Source organism: Arthrobacter oryzae, assembly GCF_031454875.1.
Classification (GTDB): Bacteria; Actinomycetota; Actinomycetes; order Actinomycetales; family Micrococcaceae; genus Arthrobacter; species Arthrobacter oryzae_D.
In genome coordinates this window covers 97774-120821 of the sequence record NZ_JAVDRQ010000013.1, presented here as the reverse complement: position 1 = coordinate 120821, position 23048 = coordinate 97774, and the positions used below count along the sequence as shown (strand labels likewise).

General features: G+C 61.1%; 22 protein-coding genes. 7 read left to right on the top strand and 15 right to left on the bottom strand.

The window, feature by feature from the left end; all coding sequences use genetic code 11:
* Positions 1-161: 161 nt before the first annotated feature.
* Positions 162-1160: a zinc-dependent alcohol dehydrogenase family protein gene (locus tag J2805_RS20605; RefSeq protein ID WP_309979612.1), complete on the top strand. Its 999-nt coding sequence runs from the start codon at positions 162-164 to the stop codon at positions 1158-1160.
* Between the two features lie 223 nt (positions 1161-1383).
* Here the strand turns inward: J2805_RS20605 and J2805_RS20600 are convergent, their stop codons facing one another.
* From J2805_RS20600 to J2805_RS20575, 6 genes are all read right to left on the bottom strand, one after another.
* Complete coding sequence (locus J2805_RS20600; RefSeq protein WP_309979611.1) at positions 1384-2898, bottom strand: helix-turn-helix domain-containing protein; 1515 nt, start codon at positions 2896-2898, stop codon at positions 1384-1386.
* Complete coding sequence (locus tag J2805_RS20595; protein ID WP_309979609.1) at positions 2891-3973, bottom strand: DUF917 domain-containing protein; 1083 nt, start codon at positions 3971-3973, stop codon at positions 2891-2893. Before J2805_RS20595 ends, J2805_RS20600 begins: the two co-directional genes overlap by 8 nt.
* The gene (locus tag J2805_RS20590; protein WP_309979607.1) at positions 3970-5190 is read right to left on the bottom strand and encodes a hydantoinase/oxoprolinase N-terminal domain-containing protein; all 1221 of its coding nucleotides are present in this window, start codon (positions 5188-5190) and stop codon (positions 3970-3972) included. The genes J2805_RS20595 and J2805_RS20590 overlap by 4 nt, the downstream gene beginning before the upstream one ends.
* 1314 nt (positions 5191-6504) lie before the next feature.
* Positions 6505-6873 carry a type II toxin-antitoxin system death-on-curing family toxin gene (locus J2805_RS20585; protein WP_309979605.1) on the bottom strand — a complete coding sequence of 123 codons (369 nt, stop codon included), beginning with the start codon at positions 6871-6873 and terminating at the stop codon, positions 6505-6507.
* Positions 6870-7076, bottom strand: a complete 207-nt coding sequence (locus J2805_RS20580) for a ribbon-helix-helix protein, CopG family (protein ID WP_307051471.1) — start codon at positions 7074-7076, stop codon at positions 6870-6872. The genes J2805_RS20585 and J2805_RS20580 overlap by 4 nt, the downstream gene beginning before the upstream one ends.
* 348 nt (positions 7077-7424) lie before the next feature.
* Entirely contained in the window at positions 7425-7670 is a 246-nt protein-coding gene (locus J2805_RS20575) for an IS1096 element passenger TnpR family protein (protein ID WP_309979602.1), read from the bottom strand.
* A gap of 444 nt (positions 7671-8114) precedes the next feature.
* Here J2805_RS20575 and J2805_RS20570 point away from each other — a divergent pair, with 444 nt between their 5' ends.
* Genes J2805_RS20570 through J2805_RS20560 form a run of 3 tightly spaced genes read left to right on the top strand, consistent with a single transcriptional unit; the run spans position 8115 to position 11116 of the window.
* Positions 8115-9272 carry an ABC transporter substrate-binding protein gene (locus J2805_RS20570; RefSeq protein WP_307051469.1) on the top strand — a complete coding sequence of 386 codons (1158 nt, stop codon included), beginning with the start codon at positions 8115-8117 and terminating at the stop codon, positions 9270-9272.
* Between the two features lie 54 nt (positions 9273-9326).
* Entirely contained in the window at positions 9327-10259 is a 933-nt protein-coding gene (locus tag J2805_RS20565; protein WP_309979600.1) for a carbohydrate ABC transporter permease, read from the top strand.
* Positions 10256-11116 (top strand): carbohydrate ABC transporter permease, encoded by an 861-nt coding sequence (locus tag J2805_RS20560; RefSeq protein WP_309979598.1) that lies wholly within the window; start codon positions 10256-10258, stop codon positions 11114-11116. The genes J2805_RS20565 and J2805_RS20560 overlap by 4 nt, the downstream gene beginning before the upstream one ends.
* A 168-nt stretch (positions 11117-11284) precedes the next feature.
* On the opposite strand, the gene J2805_RS20555 is transcribed toward J2805_RS20560, so the two are convergent.
* The 9 genes from J2805_RS20555 to J2805_RS20515 form a co-directional block, all read right to left on the bottom strand.
* A complete protein-coding gene (locus J2805_RS20555; RefSeq protein ID WP_309979596.1) occupies positions 11285-11749 on the bottom strand; it encodes a VOC family protein in 465 nt (154 codons plus the stop codon).
* A 224-nt stretch (positions 11750-11973) separates the two neighbouring features.
* On the bottom strand, positions 11974-12816 hold the full coding sequence (locus J2805_RS20550) for an SDR family NAD(P)-dependent oxidoreductase (RefSeq protein WP_309979594.1): 843 nt from the start codon (positions 12814-12816) through the stop codon (positions 11974-11976).
* 34 nt (positions 12817-12850) lie between these two features.
* The gene (locus J2805_RS20545) at positions 12851-13861 is read right to left on the bottom strand and encodes a Gfo/Idh/MocA family protein (RefSeq protein ID WP_309979591.1); all 1011 of its coding nucleotides are present in this window, start codon (positions 13859-13861) and stop codon (positions 12851-12853) included.
* A 74-nt stretch (positions 13862-13935) separates the two neighbouring features.
* Positions 13936-15216 (bottom strand): MFS transporter, encoded by a 1281-nt coding sequence (locus J2805_RS20540; protein WP_309979689.1) that lies wholly within the window; start codon positions 15214-15216, stop codon positions 13936-13938.
* Positions 15217-15412: 196 nt separating this feature from the next.
* Complete coding sequence (locus tag J2805_RS20535) at positions 15413-16405, bottom strand: Gfo/Idh/MocA family protein (protein ID WP_309979589.1); 993 nt, start codon at positions 16403-16405, stop codon at positions 15413-15415.
* Positions 16405-17304 (bottom strand): sugar phosphate isomerase/epimerase family protein, encoded by a 900-nt coding sequence (locus J2805_RS20530; RefSeq protein ID WP_307051461.1) that lies wholly within the window; start codon positions 17302-17304, stop codon positions 16405-16407. The genes J2805_RS20535 and J2805_RS20530 overlap by 1 nt, the downstream gene beginning before the upstream one ends.
* A gap of 3 nt (positions 17305-17307) precedes the next feature.
* The gene (locus tag J2805_RS20525; RefSeq protein WP_309979587.1) at positions 17308-17874 is read right to left on the bottom strand and encodes a VOC family protein; all 567 of its coding nucleotides are present in this window, start codon (positions 17872-17874) and stop codon (positions 17308-17310) included.
* A complete protein-coding gene (locus tag J2805_RS20520; RefSeq protein ID WP_307051459.1) occupies positions 17871-18866 on the bottom strand; it encodes a LacI family DNA-binding transcriptional regulator in 996 nt (331 codons plus the stop codon). The genes J2805_RS20525 and J2805_RS20520 overlap by 4 nt, the downstream gene beginning before the upstream one ends.
* On the bottom strand, positions 18859-19845 hold the full coding sequence (locus tag J2805_RS20515; RefSeq protein WP_309979584.1) for a Gfo/Idh/MocA family protein: 987 nt from the start codon (positions 19843-19845) through the stop codon (positions 18859-18861). Before J2805_RS20515 ends, J2805_RS20520 begins: the two co-directional genes overlap by 8 nt.
* 146 nt (positions 19846-19991) lie before the next feature.
* Between J2805_RS20515 and J2805_RS20510 the strand changes: the two genes are divergently transcribed.
* The 3 genes from J2805_RS20510 (at position 19992) to J2805_RS20500 (ending at position 22914) form a co-directional block, all read left to right on the top strand.
* Positions 19992-20639, top strand: a complete 648-nt coding sequence (locus tag J2805_RS20510) for a bifunctional 4-hydroxy-2-oxoglutarate aldolase/2-dehydro-3-deoxy-phosphogluconate aldolase (RefSeq protein ID WP_307051457.1) — start codon at positions 19992-19994, stop codon at positions 20637-20639.
* Positions 20636-21181 carry a P-loop nucleotide/nucleoside kinase family protein gene (locus tag J2805_RS20505; RefSeq protein ID WP_309979581.1) on the top strand — a complete coding sequence of 182 codons (546 nt, stop codon included), beginning with the start codon at positions 20636-20638 and terminating at the stop codon, positions 21179-21181. Before J2805_RS20510 ends, J2805_RS20505 begins: the two co-directional genes overlap by 4 nt.
* A 320-nt stretch (positions 21182-21501) precedes the next feature.
* On the top strand, positions 21502-22914 hold the full coding sequence (locus J2805_RS20500; RefSeq protein WP_309979579.1) for an MFS transporter: 1413 nt from the start codon (positions 21502-21504) through the stop codon (positions 22912-22914).
* Positions 22915-23048: the final 134 nt, after the last annotated feature.

Below are 23048 nucleotides of genomic sequence, written 5' to 3'. Positions count from 1 at the left end.
CCACCCAATCAAAATCAAACGTGGCATTTAGCACCACGCATAAACGGAGGTACGGCAATGTCAAGACGGATCCTATGTATCAACCCCATGATGACCCACGCATACCATGTCCCTATCGGACGCCTGTCCCCCCTCAAGCCCAGCCTCTCCCTGGTCCAGCGATGAGCAGGCCGGAATCCGCGGTTGTCTTTCGCAAATTGGGCGGCCCCGAAGTGCTGGCCGTCGAAGCTGCTTCTCCACGTCAAGTCGGCGAAAACGACGTACGCATCAACGTCGCAGCATTTGCACTCAACCGGGCAGATCTAATGTTCATCCACGGAGAGCACTACACGATCCCGGTGTTCCCCTCGCGCATTGGTTCCGAGGCAGTGGGAACCGTCACCGAGATTGGCGAGAACGTCACCGCTTTCAGCATCGGCGACCGCGTTACGAGCATTCCTTTCTTCACGACAACCGACGGCGTGCAGGCAACAACAGCCGTCCTCCCGGCAGACTACCTGACCCTTGCTCCGCCGGAACTTTCGGATGCCCAGGCATGCTCTGTGTGGATGCAATATCTCACTTCCTACTTCGCCTTCGCAGAAGTAGCCAACCTCGGATCTGAAGACACAGTGCTCGTCACTGCCGCCGCAAGTTCAGCCGGGCTTGGCGCCATCGAGATCGCACGCGCACTGGGGGCGAAAGTGGTCGCGACGACGCGCTCGGAGAAAAAGCGATCGCTGCTCCTCGAGGCAGGCGCAAACGAAGTAGCCCTCGTGGGAGCCGAAGATCTCGGCGAGGTCATCGACCGCGCCACCGATGGCAAAGGCGTGCGGGTCGCGTTCGATCCTGTCGGAGGAGAGTCCCTCGACACCTACGTCCATCACCTCGCCCCGGGCGCCATCATTTTCGGCTACGGAACGTTGAGCGATCTGCAACCCGTCATCCCTATGGCCGCAATGTGCAGGACTCAATCGGTTTTCCACCCGTACTCAATGTTCAACCACGTCGGACGGGCCGATGAGCGGCGGCGAGGTGTCGAATTCGTCCTCGAGGGGATTAGCTCCGGCGCCCTGAGGCCCAGAGTCGACCGCGTCTTTCCTTTCGACCAAGTGGTTGGCGCCTACCGCTATATGGAGTCAAACGAACAGTCAGGGAAGATTGTCGTCGAAATGGGTTAGCCCTGCCTAAGCCTGGGTCCGTGTCCGTGGAGCAGTCCGGCGGGCACGGACCGGGGTCGGGCTCAGGCATGGACCGCACCGTTACGGACTGCTGACGGATGGAGACGCGCCGTGCTCGTGCCCGGCGTCCGATGGGGCAGTTTTAGGCGCTTGCCGAAGCCGGAAATTCTCGCCGCAATAATTGAAGGAATCAGACTGGCAACTCAGGGAGTCCTTTCTGGTTCTAGAGGGGATCTTCCGAAGTCGTTTTGTCTGGCATAGAACGCCGCAGCACTTTGGCGATGAGGTGGACGGACAGCATCTCAGAGGGGATATCCAGCGGGACACCGAGCTCCCGTGCCCGGTTAAGCCGCGCCTGCAGGGTGTTCCGGTGCAGGTTGAGGGATTTCGCAGCGAGGCTGACTGAGCCCCGGTGATCGAGGAAGGAGGCCACTGCAGTAATGATCACGTCGCGGTCAGGGGAGCTCACCAGTCGCGGCAGTGATAGTTCTGCCACGAGCGCGACGGCGTCCATGTCGACGAAGGTCGTGGCCGCGACCACACCGAGGCCGGCGAAGCCCAGAACCGTGCCGGACCCCGTTGACCGGGCAGATTCAGCAGCCAGCCGCGCCTCACGCACGATCAACGCCAGCGCCGGGGCATCCTCCTGCCACCGCGACAGTCCCGCCACCAGGCCAAGCTCGGCAAGAGCTGGCCCCAGACGTGTCCTGATTCGGGTTTCGAGTTGGGTCGAGGCGTCCTGGTCCCCGGCCGGTACGAGCGTCAGCCAACCGCCTTGAACCTCAGCCAAGGGGCTGCGTACTGTGACCTTGCGCCAGAGCAGGCGCAACACGGCCGTCAGCTCGGGCCTATGGTCTTGCACCTGCCCGCTGCGGAACCAAACGGCCACGTACGGCTCCCCTTCGCGCCAGCCCAACTGGTTCAGAAGATATCGGTGTTTTTCCTCGAACTCCGCGCCCGACGCGGCAGGGTCCTGATCCAACCCGGCGATCGCCGCTGTGGGAACGGCCCGGGCAGTGCTAAGCAGCTCCTCCAACAGCCAGGCGGCCTTCACCGCGGGGGTGGCCACCTCAAGGATTGAGCGCACCAGCCGCAGGTTGTGGACGCCGGAAGTGGGCACGCGGGCCGTGAAGGTGCAGCGGACGGCGCTATTAGCCCCGCCGACTTCCACGGTGATGACTTCGTCAGTCTCCCGTGGAGGCATTCCGGCGGAGACCAGAACCACGCCGTCGTACTCCAGCGAAACTCCGACCCCGTCCAGTTCCCTGGAAATGGTCTTGAGGACATCACCGAGTGTGGTGTCCTTTGCGACTGTCCGCGCGACCCGGGCCAGTTCCGCATCGACCACCGACAGGGCCGCGCCGATCTCGGCCGCGAGTGCCAGGGCAAGCGCTGCAGGTTCCCCGTCAGTGGCCAGCAGCGTGATGCCCAACCGCTCCGCCAGTCCGACCGCAGCGCTTGCATAGGCGCTGCCGGCAACGACGACGGCACTGGCCCGCCGCTCCCACGCATGGCGCAGCGCCGCGGACACCAGCCACCCCCCTGATCCCATCTCTGGGGAGAGGACCACCACAGTATTGGGCCGCACCTGCCGGATTGCCTCAAGCTGGGAGACGAGAACAACACTTTCTATCAACCCGCTGGATGGAGTGAGATATAGCGGCGTGGTGCCACGGAGGGAACCGTGCGCCAATAGCCCGGCGACATCGAGCCGGGTTTCATTTTTCGATCTACGCATGTCGCCGCCTTGGGTGCACGATCGGAATGCCGAAGGCCTTGGGCTCGGTGAGATCAAGGCCCGCCTCCGAGTACCACTGCGCCGCTGCCGTGAACTTCAAGATGTCGATCACGTCGCCCACCTGGACGTCGTCGAGGTTGACCACTGTGCCCTGCTCGGAATTGAGTAGGGTCACCATGTCCGGGACCGCTGCTGTTACCGCACCATCCACGAGGACCAGCAGGATCTCATTCTGGATTTCAAGACGGACGATGCGTCCAGTGGTTTCGTCTTCGAGCGTTACACTGGACGGCTGCGCCGGAAGGCCGAGGTCGGTGGGCCGGGAGAGGCTTTCGATGTGGCTCACGCGGGCCCGCGCGATGCGCGTAGTGCCGAGGAGATCGGTGAGCAACAACAGCTTGCTCTCAACCGAGGTGTCCCCGCCGAGGATTTGCCCGATCCGGATCATCCGGCTGATGGAGCCATGAACGCCATGCTCCCTCAGCTGTTGCGCGGAACACGGATACATGGCGGTGGCTGCCCAGCCGCCGAGTTCGGTCACCAGTGCACGCACCAGCGTCTCGGCCCGCGACGGGCTTTCGACCTCAACCACCGCCCGTTCCCCGGTGACCCCCATGAGCGCGATAGGGCCGATCGCCACGTTTCCAATGTTCAGAGTTGTCTGGCTGATCAAGGGGAAAACGCGGCCCATGGGGTCGGAATCGACGACGGGCAGCGCGGACTGCAGCCCAACCATGAGGGGGACGATTCCGTTGATGTTGGCGGCGGCGAGCGAATAGATCGCCCTCACCCTCCGGCCGAGACTGGCCTCGATGGCACTGATACAGCCGAGGAACTCATCGCCCACGGGAGGCATGTCGGCGATGAAAAGGCCCTGCGTGACCATTCCGACCGCCACCACCAGATCGTCGGGAGCAAGCTCGTCGACGGTGATGAGTTCCAATGACCGGTCCTCCATCGCCCGCTGGATCATCTCTGCGTAGACGTAGATGGCCGTCGGGTCGATGGTGCAAGCCAGGAAGTGGGCACCTGTTCTGAGGTTCCGGACGTCCTCGGTGGTTAGTAGGGTGCTCATGGGTTGGTTCTCCGCGCGGCTGCGGTCAGCGCGCGTTCCTCGTCAGCGGACGTTTCTCCCGCCGCCTGGACCCGGATTCGAACGATTCCGGGGTTGCCGTAGGGCATGGCAAAGACGTTCGATTCAATGATGCGGGTCTGCCCGGGGCTGGCGCCCAACTGGACCGCCGCTGAGTGGGCGTCCTCTTCGGCGAGGTTCTGCACGCGTTTCAGGTCAACCCGGCCGCTGACAGTCTCGAGCCTGTCGATCCACGCCGTCAGCGGGGCCACGGCAGAACCTACCAGTGCGGCGTCCTGCACCGCCGGCAGAGTGGGCACCAGCCCGAAAGGCAGCGCACTCTCCTGCCACTCGCGGAGGTCGGCAATCACGGTGGGGATGTCGGTGCGAACCGGATGGTGGACGGTATACGGCTCCAGAATGGCGGCGTTGCTGGCGAGGCTTGCGTCAAATCCTTGGCGAATGAGGCTTCTGGCGACAGGCAGGCCTCCACGGGTGTGGCCCTCGGTGACCCCGGCCTCCGTGCAGAGAATGACTTCTCCCTCGGGGATTCCCGCCAACGTTGCCGCGCCAAGGATTCCCATCGCGGGTTCAGCGCGCAACCCGTGCACAGGCGCCAAGGCCAGCCGTGACAGAGGTGCGCGGCCGCCGTCGTTCTTAGCAAACGACAAGAGGGTTGCAGGGAAGTGGTGCCCGCCTGCTTCCTCAAGCATGGCGGCCAGTTCTTCCCCCGTCTCCATCAGGGCGCTGTTAAGGATGGCCGTGTAGTCGCGGTCCCGGAAAACGCTGGAATAGAAGTCACTGGAAATACTGATCCGCATATCTCTGTCGTTGCTTAGGATGGCATCGGCAATGCGCGTCTCATGGTCCTTTGACGCCGTAGAACCGACGGAAGTGATCGCCACGTTCCGCACGTCACCGGCGAGGATGCCTGGGAGATCGGCCAGGAACGCCTCCAGGTCCAACCGGGCCAGAGGCCGTCCCCGCAGGTCGTGACCCCCGCGGACATGCACGGTTCGGGTCACTGCCGACTCAACAAGGGCGGGCAGCACGGTCATGTGGAAGTCGTCCGCTGGGGGACGGGGCGAAATACGGATGGCGACGACGTCGGCCGGTTTCCGCTCCATCAAGACCTGTCCGACGTCGGCAGTGATCTCCGTGATGCCTGACCCGAACTCCCGACGGAGCCCGGACAGGGCCGACTCCAATGCGTCCGACAAGCTGCCCGCGTTCACCTCCCGAGCGGCGGAAATTACAGTCCGCCCGTCCAGTACAACGGCCCGGCAGCTGGTTCGCTGCAGCCGCAGTCCCACTCTCATTGTTCAGTTCCTGCCTGGCGTCTACCAAGGATGAGTATCTGCCGAGTAGTGAATATCTTCCATGTGTATAGAGTGCACCGCTAGTTCCCATAGTGCTCCCCAAGTCGCTGAAAGAGTATCGGTGCGTGTTCCTCGGCCTATCGAGACGTTGACAAAGATACCCAGCGCGGCCCGCTAGCAACCACAGCACGGGCACGGATACCGGGTGCAGGAGACCCTCAAAGGGCGCACCGACGCCCTGGAGCCAATGCTTGTGACGCTGTGACTGAGGCGTCGGACGTCGTCCCGCTGTTTAAGCACCTCGGCAACGAATTCATCTACAGTGCTCGCCGGCCACGGGGCCGACAGACCACACACCTCCGCTCGGTCGACGGCGCGTACGCCAATCCCCCAAGGACGTTTCCCGCTGACAGCGGCGTCCAAGGCCATCGACGATCTAAGCCGCAAAGTCATATCGCCTGAAACAGAGAACTTCATGACGTAGGGAAGGCAGAACCAGGAGGAGGGGATTAAAATGCGGGCCAAGAAGCCGCCGTGGACAGGGTGTGGACAATGTCCACACCCGCTTTGGCCGGACAAACACGCGATCAGCGCACTCTACCTGGCCGCAGAAAGCAGCAATCCGGGGAAGATCCCCCAAGAAAATTCGTCTTCGTCATGTCGTCCTCACAACTCTTGGGCCATGAATGAGTGACGGCCAACAACTGGCTACCGGAACAGCAAGAACGGACGACACATATAGCAGGCGGACGGCCAACAGGCCAGGACCCTGAACCCGCGCCTCCACACCTTCACAGGCGACCAGCGGCGCCAGGCACACCCTGCGGCACTGTCAGAGGGACCTGACCACCCAGAATGTCCACACATTAAAGCAAAAACCCCTCTGACGAGGGGTTATGCGTGCCCGAGGTGGGACTCGAACCGCATTCCCGGCCTTGGGAACACTGGGAAATCCCGCGCAAACGTGCGGAATGCGGCCCGATCCGACCGATGTACGGCCCAGTCCGACGGCAAAAGTGTGGACATTGTCCACACCCCAAATTCGCCCGTCCGAGCACTCCAAACGCCAGCCGCCCCCCGCTGAGGAACTAGTCAAGAACGGCTATGCGGGCATCCTGCTTCGCACCAGGACCGGTGTCGGCTGTAGCGGCGGGGCGCGGAATGCCGGTACGTGATCCCAGGATCACCAAGCACCTGCCGACAGGATTCCTATGGTTATCGCTTCACGAGGTGCGAGGCAATCATCGCTGCGCTGTCCTCCAACGAGATGTCGCCGGCGGCCACTCCCACGACGAGATCGAACGCCCCGTCGGTGCTGAAGTCATGCCTGCAGCCGTTGATCCAGAGCATCAACACCATCAGCGTCCATGCAGTCCGCTTGTTCCCGTCGGTCAGCGGATGGAACCGCGCCACCGACTCCATCAGAGCCGCAGCCTTCGTAGCTAACTGCGGATAGGCTTCCACACCCATGACTGTCGTTGCCGGACGGGCCAAGGCCGAGGCCAGGAGGCCGATATCGCGAATATGGAACCCGTACCGGTCAACGACCTGCAACGCGTCTTCAATCTCAAGGTATGCGGTCACGCATCCTCAAGGCGCGTCAAAAGCTCAGCATCATGGCTCATCACGAAATCCAGACCCTCGCCGATCTCGCGACTTCGCCGGTGTCGCTGCAACACCAGCTCCGCGCCCTGGAGCAGCAACGCCGACTTCGAAGTGTGTTCCTCGGCCGCGAGCTGGTCCAAACGACGATCCAAATCCTCGGGGACACGCAAATTCATAGCCATGAAACACATGGTACCAAACCAGTACCAGGCATCCATACGGCCCGGCGGAGGAGCCAATGGGTTGCCCTGGTTGACGGAGAGGACGAAAGGTCCATTATCGGCGTTTCAAAATGGTCGGGGAGCGGCCTCAAAAGGGGCTGATCCATCGCCCCGTGGCGTTTCCTCCCCGATTCCATAAGTCAGGACCGTTCCGCCAGGACCGGTTCACGGCGGCGACGTCCAGGAACTCCTCGTATCCGGGCAATCCTCCGGAGTTTTCCAGCGGGCCCCGCCTGGCGCCGTCAATCAACTGGGCGGCGGGCTGTCTCCGTCAGCGGGCCGGTTGGAAACCAGCTCCAGCCGGTGAAGTCAGCTGTCGTTGAAGTCGTATTCATAAAGCGCCTTGCCTATACCACGCGTGAGCAGATGATCCAGTTCCCGGGCCTGCCCGCCGTTCTTCACTCCTGCCGGGAAATCCACTTGCACGACTTCCGGAAGTTCGCCGTCGACCGGCCTCAGGGGCGCGAAGGGATCCTCCAAGGCAAACCTGTGCAGGTGTATGTCCTCGCAGCCACAAACTACCTGCAGGACCTGCCGAAACTGATTCAAAGTCATGATGTTTCGCACCTCGAGCCCGCGCCAAATTTCAGGGAAGGTGCCGCAGCCAATGCGCTAACGAATCAAGAAACTGATGCAGAGCCCGACCGCATCGGAGCACACATCAGGACCTGCAAGATTCGAGCAAAAGGAATCCTTGACAGACCCTTTGCGTAGCCCTATGTTTATTGCAACCGATCTCAGCAACCGATCTCACTGCTCTAACGAATGCAACCGATCTCAAAGGAGAGACTCGATGATCAAGTCGCTCACTTCTGGACTTTCGGTAGCCCCGCGTTCAGCAGGCGTCGTTTTGAATACGGCATGCTCCCGCATTAGCAATCCAGTCCACAGGAGAAACTCATGACCAGAAAGCGATGGGGCCTGGCACTCGTCTCAGCCGTCGTAGCCAGCCTTGCCCTCAGCGGCTGCTCCCCCTCAACATCGGACCCCGAGGGGCCGGTGACGCTCAGTTACTGGGACTTCCTCGATCCCAGCCAGGACAATCCGCGATCAAAGGCGTTGAAGGAAAACATCGCCAACTTCGAGGCGGCAAACCCTGACATCAAGATCAACCTCTCGGTGGTTTCGCTGGGCGACATGTTGAATAGGCTGCCGCAGTCAGCAGCGGCCGGGCAGGCGCCGGATGTGTTTAAGATGTTCACCCCTCTCGTCCCCCAGATGGCCTCTGCCGGCGTTTACTCGCCGTTGCCTGATGCTGCGTCGGGGGTCACCGACTGGCTCCGTCCTACCGACACTTTTGCGGGTCCTGACGGCAAGCAGGTCGCAGTGCCCTATGAATACCGCACCTGCGCGCTGTACTACAACGAAAAAATTCTGTCTCAAATCGGTGCGACCGCTCCAACTACTTACGAGGAAGTCGTTGACGTTGCGCAGAAAGCTGCGGCAGCTGGATTCACCGGGTTCGGAACCGGGTTCTCGGACACTGACAACTCAGCCATCATCAGCACTTTCTTCAATTGCTTCATGTCGCAAGTTGATCAGGACATATGGACTGAGGACGGACAGGCGGATTTCGCCACCGAAAAGGCCGAGGAGTTTGGCAACTTCCTCGCCGAGCTCCGGGATGCGAAGGCACTGGGTAGCAATGTCGTTTCCGACACGTACGGCACCGTAGCGGACGGCATGGCCAGCGGCACTGTCGCAATGTCGGTCTTGGGCACCGAACGAATCGTCTCGTTCGCCTCGCAGAATCCGGACGTCAAGTGGACCTCCTTGCCAAAGGCATCTACTGGGGACACCACCGGCACCACCATTGGGTGGACTCTGGGAATAGGCTCAGGAAGCAAGAATACAGAGGCGGCCTGGAAGTTCATCGAGTACATGACCGGTCCCGAAGCAGGCGCGAAGATGGCCACCGGCGGTGAGGTGCCCACGCGTGCGGCCACGTATGAGCAGCCATTCTTCTCCACGCCCGAAGCGAAGACGGTGAACGACATCGCCGCCTACGTCAAGAGCAACAGCGAACCCCGCACATACGCCGATAACTGGACCTCGCTGGCCACCGGGCTCTCCCAGGCCGGGCAGCGACTAACCCTCAACAATCTGTCGGGCAGCGAATTTATCCGTTCCGCCCAGGATGCGGCCAACAAGAAATAGTCCCCAACGTCCGGGGGAGCCTGAACATCAGGTTCCCTCCGGAAGGGAGAGATAATGTCAACAAACAGTCGCACCCGCACTTCATCTCAGACGTCCACTCCGCCGACAGGAGTCCAGGCTTTCCGCCGGGCTCGTAATGACCGCATGGTCTGGTTGTACGTCGTCCCCGTCACTGCCGTGTTTCTCTTTGTCTTCGTTGGACCGCTCATCTACACGGCCTGGACAGCGCTCCACGAGACTTCGTATTACCAGATTGGCAAATTTTCTGGTCTGAACTCTTTTGCGGAGCTGTTCGCGGACTCGGAGCTGCCCGCCCGCATCTGGACAACGCTTGTATTTTCGATCGGGGCGCTGGTCATCGCCTTGCCCGCGGGACTCTTGTCTGCGATTGTGCTGAACAACCTGCATCGGTTCAAGCGCTCCATCCGGAGCCTCTTTTTGTTGCCGTGGCTTTTGTCCCAGGCCACAGCAGGAACAATCTGGCTTTGGTTTCTCAACCCCAATTACGGACCGGCCTCAGCTATCACCCAGGCCCTTGGGTTCGGGCCTACTGATGTCTTCTCGTCTCCAAACAGTGCGCTCGTTGCCGTGACTCTGATGACGGCGTGGTGGTCCTACCCGCAGGCCATGCTTCTCTTTCTCGGCGCCCTTCAGACCATTCCAGTGGAATTGTATGAAAGCCTCAAAGTGGACGGCGGTGGCATTCGGCACGCATTTCTCAATGTCACATTGCCTCACCTGCGCAACACGATCGTCTCCGTGGTGATCGTTCTACTCATGCTCTATGTACAGATGGTCACCATCATCCTGGTGACCACACGAGGCGGTCCCATCGGATCGACCGAGACGCTGTCAATGCGGGTATACAACCAGATGTTCGACAAGTTCGATCTTTCCGGGGCATCAGCGACGGCCATCCTCCTTTTTGCCGTAAACATTGTCCTCACCCTTGTCGCGATTCGCTTCCGACGGAAGGAAAGCCTGTGAGCACCACCACCTCGCGTCGCCAAGGCCGGCTCGGCTCAGTCCTTCGGGCGGTTCCGGCCTGGGCATACGTCATCCTCTCAGCCGCAGTCGTTCTACCGCCTGTCGCATGGATCTTCTCCACCTCGCTGAAAACCGCCTCGGATACCCTTGAGTTCCCGCCACGGTGGATCCCGGACCCGCTTTCATTCGAGGGCTATCTTGGCCTGCTTACCTCAACGAACAGCCGGTTCTTCATAAACTCCCTGATTTACGCTGTGGGCTCTATCGTCCTCGCGTTGGCGATTTCCATTCCTGCGGCATATGTTGCCACCAGGTACCGAAGCCGGCGCATGGAAACTCTGATGACAGGGATCCTGGTGCTTTCGATGGTTCCCGCGATCGTGGTCTTCATCGCCCTGTACTCCATGTTCGTCAGAACGGCCTTGATCAACACCTACCCGCTGCTGATTGTTGTCTACACGGCCATTATTTGTGGACAGACCATCCTGTTTCTGCGCAACTTCATCGAGAACATTCCTGCTGAGATTGAGGAAGCGGCCGCCATCGATGGCTGCTCGCGGGTGCAGATCCTGTTGCGCATCATTCTGCCGCTCATCCGCCCCGGTATCGCTGCTGTAGCAATTTTCATCTTCGTATTCGTTTGGAACGACTTCCTTGTAGGAACCGTACTGGCCACCACGGAAGATATGAAGACCGTCCAGAACGGCATCGTGCGTTATATAACCACTGGCTTCGGTAGCTTCTGGGGACTCTTCGCTGCATTCATCGTCGTTGCCTTCATCCCCGTTCTCTCAATCTTCCTGGCGTTCCAGCGCTGGTTTGTTGCCGGGATGACGTCCGGCGGTGTCAAGGGATAACCGAAGCAAGAGTTCTACCCCGAGCCCAACTAGAAAGCACGCCACATGACCGCTTCCAAGCGGTCATGTGGCGTGCCTGTTTAGACCAGCTCACCGCATCTGCAATCTCTAAACCCTGACAGGCCACTCAGCCCGCGTCACTTGTCATCTCTTCCGGACGCGGAAAGCTCAAGAGCGGTCGCCTGGCTGCCAGCCGGGTGGCTGAATTAGCTCCACACGGTTTCCGTCTGGATCGAGCAGGTAGATCAGCAGGCCTCCTGAAACCGGGCCCGACGTGGGTGCGACCGGTTCGGACAAAGCCCTGTAGCCGAGCGCTGTCATTCTGGCGTAAACCTTGCGCAGGTCAATATTGGTGAAGGCAAGATGTGCAGTCCCCGGCTGCGCCTCTGATGGATTTACGGCCGGTGGCGGATCCTCAACCTGGACCAGCTCCAGGTTGAAGGGCCCGTCACCCGTTGAGAGCATTAGGGCTTTAACCTTGACGTTGGGACGGCCGTAAAGTTCGCCGACGTAGGGGCCCGACGTCCACGCTTGTACGCGGGTAAGGCCAAGCCCTTCCACGTAGAACCGCGCGCTGCGCTCCATGTCCGTAACGTGCAGGGCAGTGTGATGATGTCGAATTGCAGTTTTCATTTCTCCCGCCTAAACATTCCCGAAGGCTTGAACTGGACCAAAAGAACGGACATAAGGTCTTCTCCTCGTAGTTTTGGACTTAAACTCCGCCGGGGTTGCTCAGACACAGCCTTGAGGGGTCCGTACTGGTTTGTCTGGCATACAGGCATGCGTGGTGCCACTCTCCAAAAAGGTGTGGCACGGGGCCTCTACGATTGCGAGGCACGAGGCACGGCACAGGGGGTTCAGGTTCCTATTCCCAGGTGTGCTCCGCCGGCCACATCCAGAGACACTCCGGTGATGTAGCGGTTGTCGGGATCGGTCAGGAAAAGGATGGCGCGGGCGACTTCGTCGGGTTCGGCAAACCGGCGCATCGGCAGTTGCGCTGCCCTCTTCGCGCGGCTGGCTGCCGCGTCCGGGCTCGAATCGTTGTCAAACTGCGCCCGCATGGGTGTGTTCACCGGGCCCGGGACGATGGCGTTGACGGAGATGCCTTGAGGTCCAAGCAGTTCTGCGAATGACCACATGATATGCAGGACTGCGAGTTTGCTCGCGTTGTAGGGCAGGTAGTTGAGGCGTGCTTCCTTGGCCGCAACGGAGGATAAGACCACGATTGCGCCGGCCGTGCCGGACCCGAGCATTGATTTTGCTGTCTCTCGCACCATCGAGAACGTTGCAGAGGCATTGATCCTCAGAATGGAATCGAATTCCTCTGTAGTTGTCTCCATGATGTCGGGAGTTGTACCGAGCACTCCGGCTGCATGGACGAGGACATCGATGCGGCCATACTGGGCCGCGATGTCCTGCACGACTGTTGCGCACTGTTGTTCCGAGGTGATGTCGAGGGGGTAGAAGGCGTCCAAGGTTTGGTCGTCTTTAGCGGAACGATCAGCGCCGATGATAGTGGCGCCGGCAGCCTTGAATGCGCTGACGGCAGCATCGCCTATACCTCCGCTTGATCCGGTTATCAGAACCACCTGATCTTTGAGGCTCATCGGTTCCCTCCGCTCTGGACGCCGCGCGGTTCTCCTGCGGTCGAAACGTGGGTTGCGGGTTTCATGTTTAATTCCTTCGTTAAGGTTGTTCAATGGACGGTGGACTGTTGTTCAGGTTTTGGTGATGCTACGGGGCGACCGTGGTTTCAGCGCTGGATGTCGCCGCTGCCAGGACTGCATCGGCGATTTGCGTGGCGCGGAGTGCCTGGGCGAACGTGACTGGAGGGGTTTCACCGGCGCAGAACTTCAGCGCCGTGTCTGCTTGCCGCAGGAAGAGGTCGGAGGGCTCGAAGGTCTTTTCGTAATGGCCGCCGTGCCGCTCCCACACGTGAAGGGAGTCGTTGGTCCAGAGCATCCGGCCTTCACTGGCCAGGACATCGATGGTGAGGCTCCAGTCGCCCTGATTGAGACCTTGAGGTTCCTGCCAGGGAGACCAGTAGCTCTGCAAGGTGAATACGACGCCCTCAGGAAACTCGAGGGTGGACACGACGTGCTCCGGTACCGGCGACCCGTACAGGCTGCTGCTGGCGCTGGTACCAAGTACTTTCGGGTCGCCGTCAAACCATGATGAGACTAATTCGATGGCGTGAATGCCATTCACGACAGCGACGCCGCCCTCCTTGGGATCAGCGCGCCATGAATTGACGTTCTGTTTATGGGCGACCGAACGGACGGAAACGGCGATCACGTTCTTGTCCCTGATCCATTGAGTGACCTGTGCGGCGGCGGGATGCTGGTGGAGCGTATACCCGACCATGAGTCTCTCGTTCACCCCGGAAGCGGCAGCGAGGACGGCAGCACCTTCGGCATCTGCGGCCACCGGCTTTTCAGTCAGCACCCGGAATCCCCGGTTCAGCAGATCTGCGCATATGACCGGTTGCACCGTGGTGGGTAATGCTACGACCACAAGGTCCAAATGTTCGGGGTGGAGTTCCGCCGTAGTGGGCATCAACTGTGCCCCGAGCTCCTGCGCGAGGGCGACCCCGCGCCCGTCCTTCTCCACAAGGACGGTGACCTTGGCACCTGCCGCGGCAAATGCCCGTGCGTGCCTTGATCCGGCCCAGCCGCCCGCTCCTACGACAGCGACGCGAGCATGTCCCGCCGCGGGCATCATGTAGCGCCGCCAAAGGTCCGGCAAGGAAGGAACCAGTTGATCATCACATCTCTCCTTCGAGATCGGTTGCAATAAAGGTCGGTTGCAGGAAGGGTCTGTCAGGGGTCTATTCGGTTCGTGTATTCGGGGCCCGGCGTTCTCCGCTTTCGGCGAAAAATATTTCGGCCTTGTGATCTTCTGCAGTCGGGCTCTGCAGCAGTTTCTTTAGTGCCTGGCCGTACCACGTGGAAGGCATCCTCGAGAAAGCGTGGCTTGTTGACCATCATGGCTCCTGCCGAAAGCACCAGGAGCCAGGCTCCGAGCATGCCGAACGAGGGCAGCCAGCCGTCCCCCGGATGGTGCAGCAGACCAAAAAGGAACGGGCCAACGCTTGCCAGGGTGTAGCCGACTCCTTGGGCGAACCCGGAGAGGATCCCTGAGCCGGATTGCGTTCGTGTTCGCTTGTTGATCATCGTGAACGCGAAGGAGTACACGCCCTGGCCAAGTCCGGCAATGGCGACCCAGACCACTGCAGAGGCTGGTGGAGCAAAGATTATGCCCCCGTAGCCGATGGCGAAGGCGACGACAAAGACGATTGCGACGGGTAGCGGACGGGGCGTTCTCACCACTACCAGAGGCACAACTAGGGCGACTGGCAGGGCGAGGATTGAATAGAGCGCCAGCATGGATCCAGCGGTTTCCTGACTCATTCCTCTGTCGATAAGAACAGCGGGAAGCCAAGTGAGCGCAGCGAAAGTATTGCTTGAGCACCCTGCGAAGACTAGTGCTACACCCCAGCCAATCGATGATCTCCAGGGTTTGATCGCACTCGTAGGGGCAGACGGCCCATCGCTGGCTGGTGATGTCCTGGATCGGGTCACAGCCCGCTTGCCCGTGAGAACAATCAGCCACGGTATCGCAGCGACCGCGCTGAAGGCCGCCCAGATGCCGATGGAGAACCGCCAGCCATAAAGATGTGCCAAGGGTATGGCAGCTTGGGCGGCCACAGCCGTGCTGACGCCCAGGAGAGTTACGTGGAGCGCTGCGAGCATCCCGATTTTGTCGGGAAAGTACTTCACCAGCAACGGCGGAATCACGACATTGACCAGCCCGATCCCGAGCATGGCGACCCAGGTGAACACCAAAAACGCCGGGATGTTCCATCCCAGTGCGCGGCCGACCTGACCAAGTGTTGTCAGCAGGATCGAAACCAGTAGCAGGTGTTCCAGTCGGATTCGCCGGAGGAGCGGCAGAGCCAGAAAGCCCATCACTGCGAAGCCCGCGGTCGGAAGCATCCCAAGGATCCCTGTCGTCACCGCGTCGAGGGGAAGATCCCCGCTGATCGGACCAAGTAGTGGGGACACCGCCGAAACCGCTTCTCTGGCGCTGAACGCGACCAGCAGGATGCCGGCAAGCGCGGTGAGCCGGCCGCGTAATGGTTGTCTCCCCGCTCCCCCGGTTTGTGGTCTGCCCTGACGGAGGCGAAGTAGAGCTATGTCTGCACCTCCCTATTTTCAGCAGGTTTGTTCGTGCCACGGTTCCACAGTGCTCAAGGGCTGCGAGTGCCGTGGAGAAGGGCGGGCCCCGTGGTGGTTGTTAGCTTCCGTTTACTGCGTGGCTGGCCCATTCCCGGCCGGCTTGCTCTTCTGTGGGCAAACCGGAGGCAGCGAGAATCCGGTCGAGCAAGCGTTGGGTGTGGACAGCTTCCCGGCCTGAAGTCAGTGGCTGCGCCCTGTCAGCAACCCGGTCCAGGAAATGATGAACGGCGGCCGCAAAGCCCAGAGTTTCTGTCGCAGTAGCCCAGCCATAGGCCTCGGCGCTAAGTTCCCGCGATGTGGTGACACCCTTGACCGTGGTCGAAAATGTCTCCGGTGCCCTGACTTCGACGGTCTTTCCGTCGCCATAGGCGTCCAGTTTTTCGTTCCATGCACCTGCCGTGCGGGCTGCCATGAGCACGCCCGTGTTCCCGGTACTAAAGCGGATGGTTGCTGCAACACCGTCTTCTTCCCAAGGGTCGTCACCGGCGGCGTGGGCGGCGACGTCCACCGGTTCGCCACCGCAGTACCAGCGGAGGAGATCGACCATGTGAATGGCGTTCTCGAATGTCGCACGGTATTCCGATCCAGGGCGGTTTTTCTGGGCGACGCAGAAAGTGGCGCCTTTGTCGCCAAAGACTTCCCGACCGGCCGTATAGACGGGTGCATAGCGGCGGTTGAAGTCCACCATCAGGATCCGGCCCCGCTCGTCGGCGAGATCTGCCAGACGTTCTGCTTCATCACTTGCCGGAGCCAACGGCTTCTCACAGAACACGTCAACATCACGGCTCAGGCACAGTTGAACGGCGTGGGCGTGCTCCGATCGTGGCGTGAGCACGAAGACTGCATCCAGTTCCTGCGAATCCAGCATGTCCTCCACCGTTTTGTAGGCGGCGTTGAACCCCCAGCGCCGGACCAGGCTGCTTGGATCCTCACGCCGGGACACCAAGGCTGCCAGGTCAACGTCATCGCGTTGGACGAGGGTGGGCAATTGGGCGATGGTGGCGATGTTGCCTGCGCCGACAACTCCGACGCGGAGACGGGTGGTGTTCATTAGGCGTTCCTCACTTCAGCCAGGTCAGAGAGCATTGAGCGCAGGACGGCGGCGGATTCCCGGAATCCGTCCTCGGGCGCAGGCAGGTCTTGCGGGTGCCAACGGTACTCAAGCTCGATGCTGAGCACATCGTCGTAGCCGTGCTTCAGCAACCCGGCGAGGATTTGAGGCCATGGAACGACGCCGCCTCCGACGACGCGGGACCGGACCGCCCGCTCGGAAGCATTGACCCGGGCCGTTTCAGTGGCGCGGAAGGCCGCGTTGGGATCCGTGAAGACGAGGTCCTTCACGTGGACGTGACCGATCAGGTCACCTTGAACAGCAAGGGCCTGTTCGTACTTTTCATCGTGCGTGAATGTCAGGTTCGCCTGGTCGTAAAGAACGCGGACGGCCGGATGGGCAATTTCCCGGACCAGGGCAGCGGTGTCCGCCGCGGTCTGGGTCATCGTGCCGAAGTGGTTTTCCACGCAAAGGCGAACCCCGGCCTGGTCTGCTTCGGGCGCGAGGGCCTCCAATGCTTCACGCAGTTTTGCCCAATGCGCCGCATGGTCCTCATCGCCGGGGTGCCACGAACCAGCATAGACACGGACCCGGTCAGCGCCCAGCAGGTGTGCGGTTTCTATGGCGCCGCGGAATTCATCGACTGCTGTGCGCCATTCCGCGTCGTCCAGTGAGTTGATGGCGGTCGTGTAAGGCGTCAGACCTACGATGGGAATCCCTGCGGTTTCGGCCGCTCTCATTGCCTCCATCGCGGCACGCCGGTCACCTAATGGCAATCCTGATTTGTAGTCATTCTGGTAGATGACTTCGGCGGCATCGAGCCCTGCGGCTCGGAATAGATCAAGTGCTTGGGGAACCGTGTGGTCCGGGGTGCCTAGTGTGTGACCGGCTAGCCGCATTGTTTATGTCCTTTCTGAAGTGTTTGGAGGTGCTGCCCAGTCCGTGGGACCGACCAGCCGGGGCGGGGCTGCGACGCGGGATCGATCCACGATTTCCATCAGCAATCCCCAAGGGGTGACGAAGTATGTCCAGCGATTGCCGGCTACTCGGGGGCTGTCGCCAGCGACTTCTTTGCGCTCACCGAGCACGCGTACTCCAGGTGTTGCCTGCAGTACTACGATCGCTTCGTCGACGTCGTCCACGACGAAGCACAGGTGGTGGCCGCCGGCGTCGCAGTGCCGCGGCGGGGTATCACGCCGCTCAGCGCTGCTCCATTCGAAAAGCTCGATGTTGAGGTTTGGTGGCAGGCGCAACATTGCGAGCGTGAGCCTGGCATCTGCCGGGACTTCGAAGTTTGTGGGCATGAATTCCTCGTCGGGCCCGCGTTCGGAGCGGTACAGCTCCTCAGCTCCGAGGACTTCAACGAAGAAGCGGATGCCTTCCTCAAGGTTTGGCACTGTCAGGCCGACGTGGTCTGTGTGCTGAAGCCCTGGCAGACGCCGGAGCGTTGACTTCTGTCCCCTGGTCATTTGCGTGGTCCAGAGGTGGAGCCGCGGACCAGAAGCTGAGGTTCGAGGACGATGTGGTCCACGGAGCCGTCAATGTTCTGCTTCTCAGCCAGTTCGATGGCGATGTGTCCCATGTCGGCGATCGGCTGGCGAACCGTGGTCAGAGGAGGGTTAAACCGGGCGCCGAGAGCGAGACCATCGAAGCCGATGACCGACACGTCCTCCGGTACCCGTACGCCACGTTGGCCGAGTGCCGAGATGACCGCAAAGGCCACCATGTCATTGGCCGCGATGATTGCCGTTGGAGGATTGTCCATCTCGAGGTAATGTTCTGCCCCGCGCGTGCCCGCATCCAGATCCGACCCGCTGTCCAGCACGACAGGTGCACTGCCGCTCTCGGCGGACAGCTCCAAATACGCGTCCATCCGGTCCTGGGCGGTGTGCGTTCCGGCGATGCCGGATACGTAGCCGATCGAGGTGTGCCCCAGGGAGTGCAGGTGCTCCAGGGCGATCATGATTCCGCGGCGGCTGTCGACGGTGACCGTTGGGACGGCATCGTCCCCTTCAACCCGGTCGATCACCACGACCTTGTGGCCGAAGTCGAAGCGTTTCATGGCCTCGGTATCGACCTTTGTAGACGGCGCGACGATGCCGAAGGGGGCATACATGGCCTGCATTGCGGTGAAGTATCCGTCGGTTTTGGCCGGGTCCCCGTTGGTGACGCAGAGCAGTAGCTGGTATCCGCGCTCATCCGCCGCCTGCGTCATCGTCTTGGCAAGTTCTGCAAAGAACGGGTTCGTGATGTCAGGCACGATCAAGGGGATGAACGTGCTGGTCTTTGTCCGAAGAGCCTGGGCGAGTGGACTCATCGTGTAGCCGAGCCCCTCGGCCACCCTGAGGATGTGTTCGCGTGTTTCCCTTTTCACCGCTTCCGGCCGGGAGAATGCCCGGGAGACGGTGGACCGGTGGACGCCGGCAGCCTTCGCGACGACGTCGATACTCAGATCAGGCATGTTCTCTTCCTCCGTGCTGGTCGTCATAGGCCCGCCAAATCGGGCGCATGACATTTTCGAGCTGGGCCAGCGTCGGCAGGCCACGGAATCCATCATCCAGCGTCCGGGCGACGCTCCGCACAAACGGATCGTAAAGAGGGTCGCTATCCACATTGATCTTGTCGACCTCCGTGGTGCCATCCAATGCCGTGAACGTAGCTGTACCGTCCGAATCAACGGAGGCGAATCCTGCCTCACCGACCGAGGTGAAGCTGCAGTAGCGCTTGAGCGGCGAGCCAGGGAATGCGTAGCCAACTTCCACGATGGCTTCGCGGCCGTCCGGTGTCGTGATGATGAGGCTGGCATGATCCTCAACAGCCTGGCTGTGAAGAACCGATGAGAGCCGGGAGTCCACATGTGCTGCAGTCTCGCCACTGCCCCTGAGGAACAGATCGACAAAATGCGGACCCAGATTGGCCAGGCAACCCCCGCCTGCCTTGAGCGGGTCGAGCATCCAGGGATTGGCATTGTCGAGATACCGGGATGGTGGACCAGCAATAAATGAGGTTCGCTGGTAAGCGGGCCGTCCTGCCTTGGCAAGCCATTGATCTGTTGGTCCGCCGCGCTGGATCAGGGGGACAGTGGCAGGCACGCCAGCTGCCTCGGCGGCCTGCCGCACGGCAGAAAGCTCGTCAAGGGAAGTGCCCAATGGCTTTTCCACGACGAACGGAATGCCGCGCGCGATCAGGGCGAGACACTTTTCAGCCATCCCCTCATGGGGGCCGAAGACATATGCGAGTCCGACGTCGGGGAGATCAACCAGCTTCTGCCAGTCGGCGTCAACCGGCGACCGCCAGCCTTTGGCCAGCTCCTGCACCTGCACGCGAGATACATCGTCGTCACTGACTCCGATGACCTCGTGCTCTTCGGCAATGGCCTGCGCACAGAGCGGAACATGCCAATGGGAAGCGCCCAGAATGATTGTGCGTACGTGCGTCAACCGCAATACCCCCTTGGATGAGATCGGTTGCTGAGATCGGTTGCAATAACACTATGGATGGTGGGAGAGTTTGTCAACGGAACCAAACACGAACAAGGGTCGGGGCACTCAGAAAGATTGAGATACCCGCCCAGAGAAAGGCCAGCATGTATAAGAAACTTCGCACCCTGCAAACCATCGACGAGTCCGGGGCCGTCCTCATCGTGCGACTGGAGAACGCGGAGCTTGCCGAGCGCGTCGCGGAAGCTGCCATCGAAGGAGGCTTCCGGGCGCTCGAGATCACTCTTTCAATTCCCGGCGCCGTAGACGTCATCCGTCGGCTCGCCGCCAAGCATGGGTCCGCCGGCGTAGCGGTCGGTGCCGGAACAGTACTCGACGAGCATTCAGCGTACGAATGCATCCGCGCCGGGGCTCAGTTCCTGGTCAGTCCGCAGCTGAACCCCGCGATGATCCGCACGGCGAACCGCTACCAGATACCAACCATCAGCGGGGCCTACACACCGACCGAGCTGGTTGAATCCGCCGAGGCAGGCGCCGACATCCTCAAGCTCTTCCCCACCGAAGCCGGCGGCGTCGCCTACGCCAAATCCGTGCTGGCTCCGCTGGCGCATCTGCCGATCATGCCCGCCGGCGGCGTAACCCTGGACAACGTAGGCGAGTGGTTCGCGGCGGGCGTGGCAGGCGTCGGCGTGGGCAGCTACGTGACGAAAGCATGGCAACCCGATGGCGACTTCTCCCGCGTCACCGAGGCCGCCAAGGAGTTCCTGTCAGCTGTAGCAGAGGCCCGCCAATGAACGCCCCCAAAGTCTTCATTGTTATCGGTCCTGCCGGCTCAGGGAAAACAACAATTGCCCAGCAAACAGCACAAGAGCACGGGGCTGCGTACCTGGATAAGGACCGGGTCAGTGGCCGCTTCGTCGAATTCGCACTAACCGCCACCGGCCATGATCCCACCGACCGCGAGTCCAACGACTACTATCGCCGCAATTTGCTGCCCCTCGAGTACGAGACTCTCATGGATGTGGCCGGGATAAACCTGCGTCTCGGCCGATCAGTGGTCCTTGATGCTCCCTTTGGAGCCTATTTCGGGGAACCAGACTATCTGAGTCGTGTGGCAGAAGAATTCCAATGGCCGTCACCCGCGGTCACCGTGATACGGGTCAGGGTGCCCCAAGACGTTCTACGTACGCGGCTCACCCTGCGCGGACTGGAACGAGACCAGTGGAAACTTGCCCACTGGGATGAATACTGGTCGGCGTACGGCAGCTTGGAGTGCGCTTGGGCCGGAGTGCATTTCCAGGACTTCAACAATCAGGCGCCCCTTCCGGTCGATTGACGTGAACCGTGTCGGGCGATTAGTCACTGGGTCGGAGGCCTATCTTCGAAATCTGCGCCGCGAGCACACGAGACGTTGACAAGGATCACATCTCATCCGTATCGTTGCTTGCAACCGATCTCAGCAACCGATCTCATTTATGAAATATGGGGAGCTTGGATCAGCTTCTGTCCCGCTACAAGCTGCTCTGGCTGTTGGTCTTGGCGGTCGATTGTCCGTTGAGCCGAGTTACAGCCGGGCGAGACCCGCACACCCCTTTCAGGTGTCCGGGAAATCGTCCAATATCCCTCCGCAACAACCGTGAAAATATGGAGAGTTCAATGAAGACCTCGCAAGACGCCCTCCGCAGCCCGGACCCTTCCGATCAGCTCAAGGCGCCCGGCCGCAGCCGCCACAACATCGTTGCAGGCACGATCGGCCACTTCGTGGAGTGGTACGACTGGTACATCTACGGGCTCCTGGCAGCGGTGTTCTCATCCCAGATATTTCCAAGCGATTCCCCGTTCGCCTCCTTGATCGCGGCACTGCTCGCCTACGCCGTCGGGTTTGTTGTACGCCCGCTCAGCGGCATCATCATCTCTCCACTGGCCGACCGTTTCGGCCGAAGGCTCATCCTGACACTGTCCGTCTCCGGGATGGCGCTAGGATCGCTCATCATCGGCCTCACGCCGTCGTTTGCGACCATCGGCTACGCTGCGCCCGTTCTCTTTCTGGTTGCACGCATCATCCAAGGCATCTCGGCCGGTAGCGAGGGACAAAGCGCCATCGCATTCATGGTTGAGCACGCTCCAGCGAACCGGAGGGGCCTGTTCGGTTCCTTCACCAACATGGCGAGCGGCCTTGCGACCCTCGTAGCGACTGGCGCCGCGGCACTGGTGACATCATCCTTTTCACCCGCCGACCTCGCCGCCTGGGGCTGGCGCATCCCATTCGTTGTGGGAGGCATCCTCGGCATCGTCGGCCTTATCTTAAGGGCCCGGGCAGAGGAGACCCCTGAGTTTGAGGCAGAGTCCCTCGTCGATCACAAGTCCGCCGCGGCCCGCCTGATGGAACTCCTTCGCGAACACCCGAAGGCACTGCTGCAGGCAGCAGCGCTCTCTGCCCCGGCCGTTGCCTACTACACCTGGGCCACCTTCCTTCCCACCTACGCCAAGCTGACCACCGGCCGGGACCTGTCCTCCACCCTGGCCGGGAGCGTTATCGGACTGGCCTTGCTCGTGATCATCGTGCCGGTCTGCGGCGCGCTTTCTGATCGACTCGGCCGACGCAAAATCTTCCCCATCATCGGCGCCATCGGCATGATCGTTCTCTTCTACCCCATGCTCCTGCTGCTGAACCAGCCGGGCTTCGGTGTTTACGTTCTGGTATCGGCGTCCGGGTGGGTGGTTCTCGGTGTCTGGCAGTCGGTATATCCGACCATCCAGGCCGAGCTGTTCCCAGCTTCGGTACGGGTATCGGGCATCGGCTTCGCACACCAAATCGTGATTGCAGTCTTCGGTGGCACCGCGCCGCTGATCGCCGCTGCTTTCGTCGGCGCCGGACAGCCAATGCTCGTCGCGGTCTACATGATCGCCATTGTCACCCTCAGCCTCATCGTCTACTTCACCCTCCCGGAGACCGGCAGCCGCGCCGCCCGAGCCACCGTAGCTCCCGCCGACCCCGAGGTACTCGAAGGCGAACGCCTGCTCCTGAGCACTCAGCAGGCCGCAGACGAAGCGACGCGTTCCCGGTAGGCACACTTGTCCACAGGAAGCCGTGGCGGCTCGACCGGGCAAGACGGGGGTGCTCCAGCCCCGGGCCCCGTTGAGCCGCCGAGCCCTCCAGCGCAATTCCCTCCGCAGGATCGAAATTCACAATCTTCTCCGTA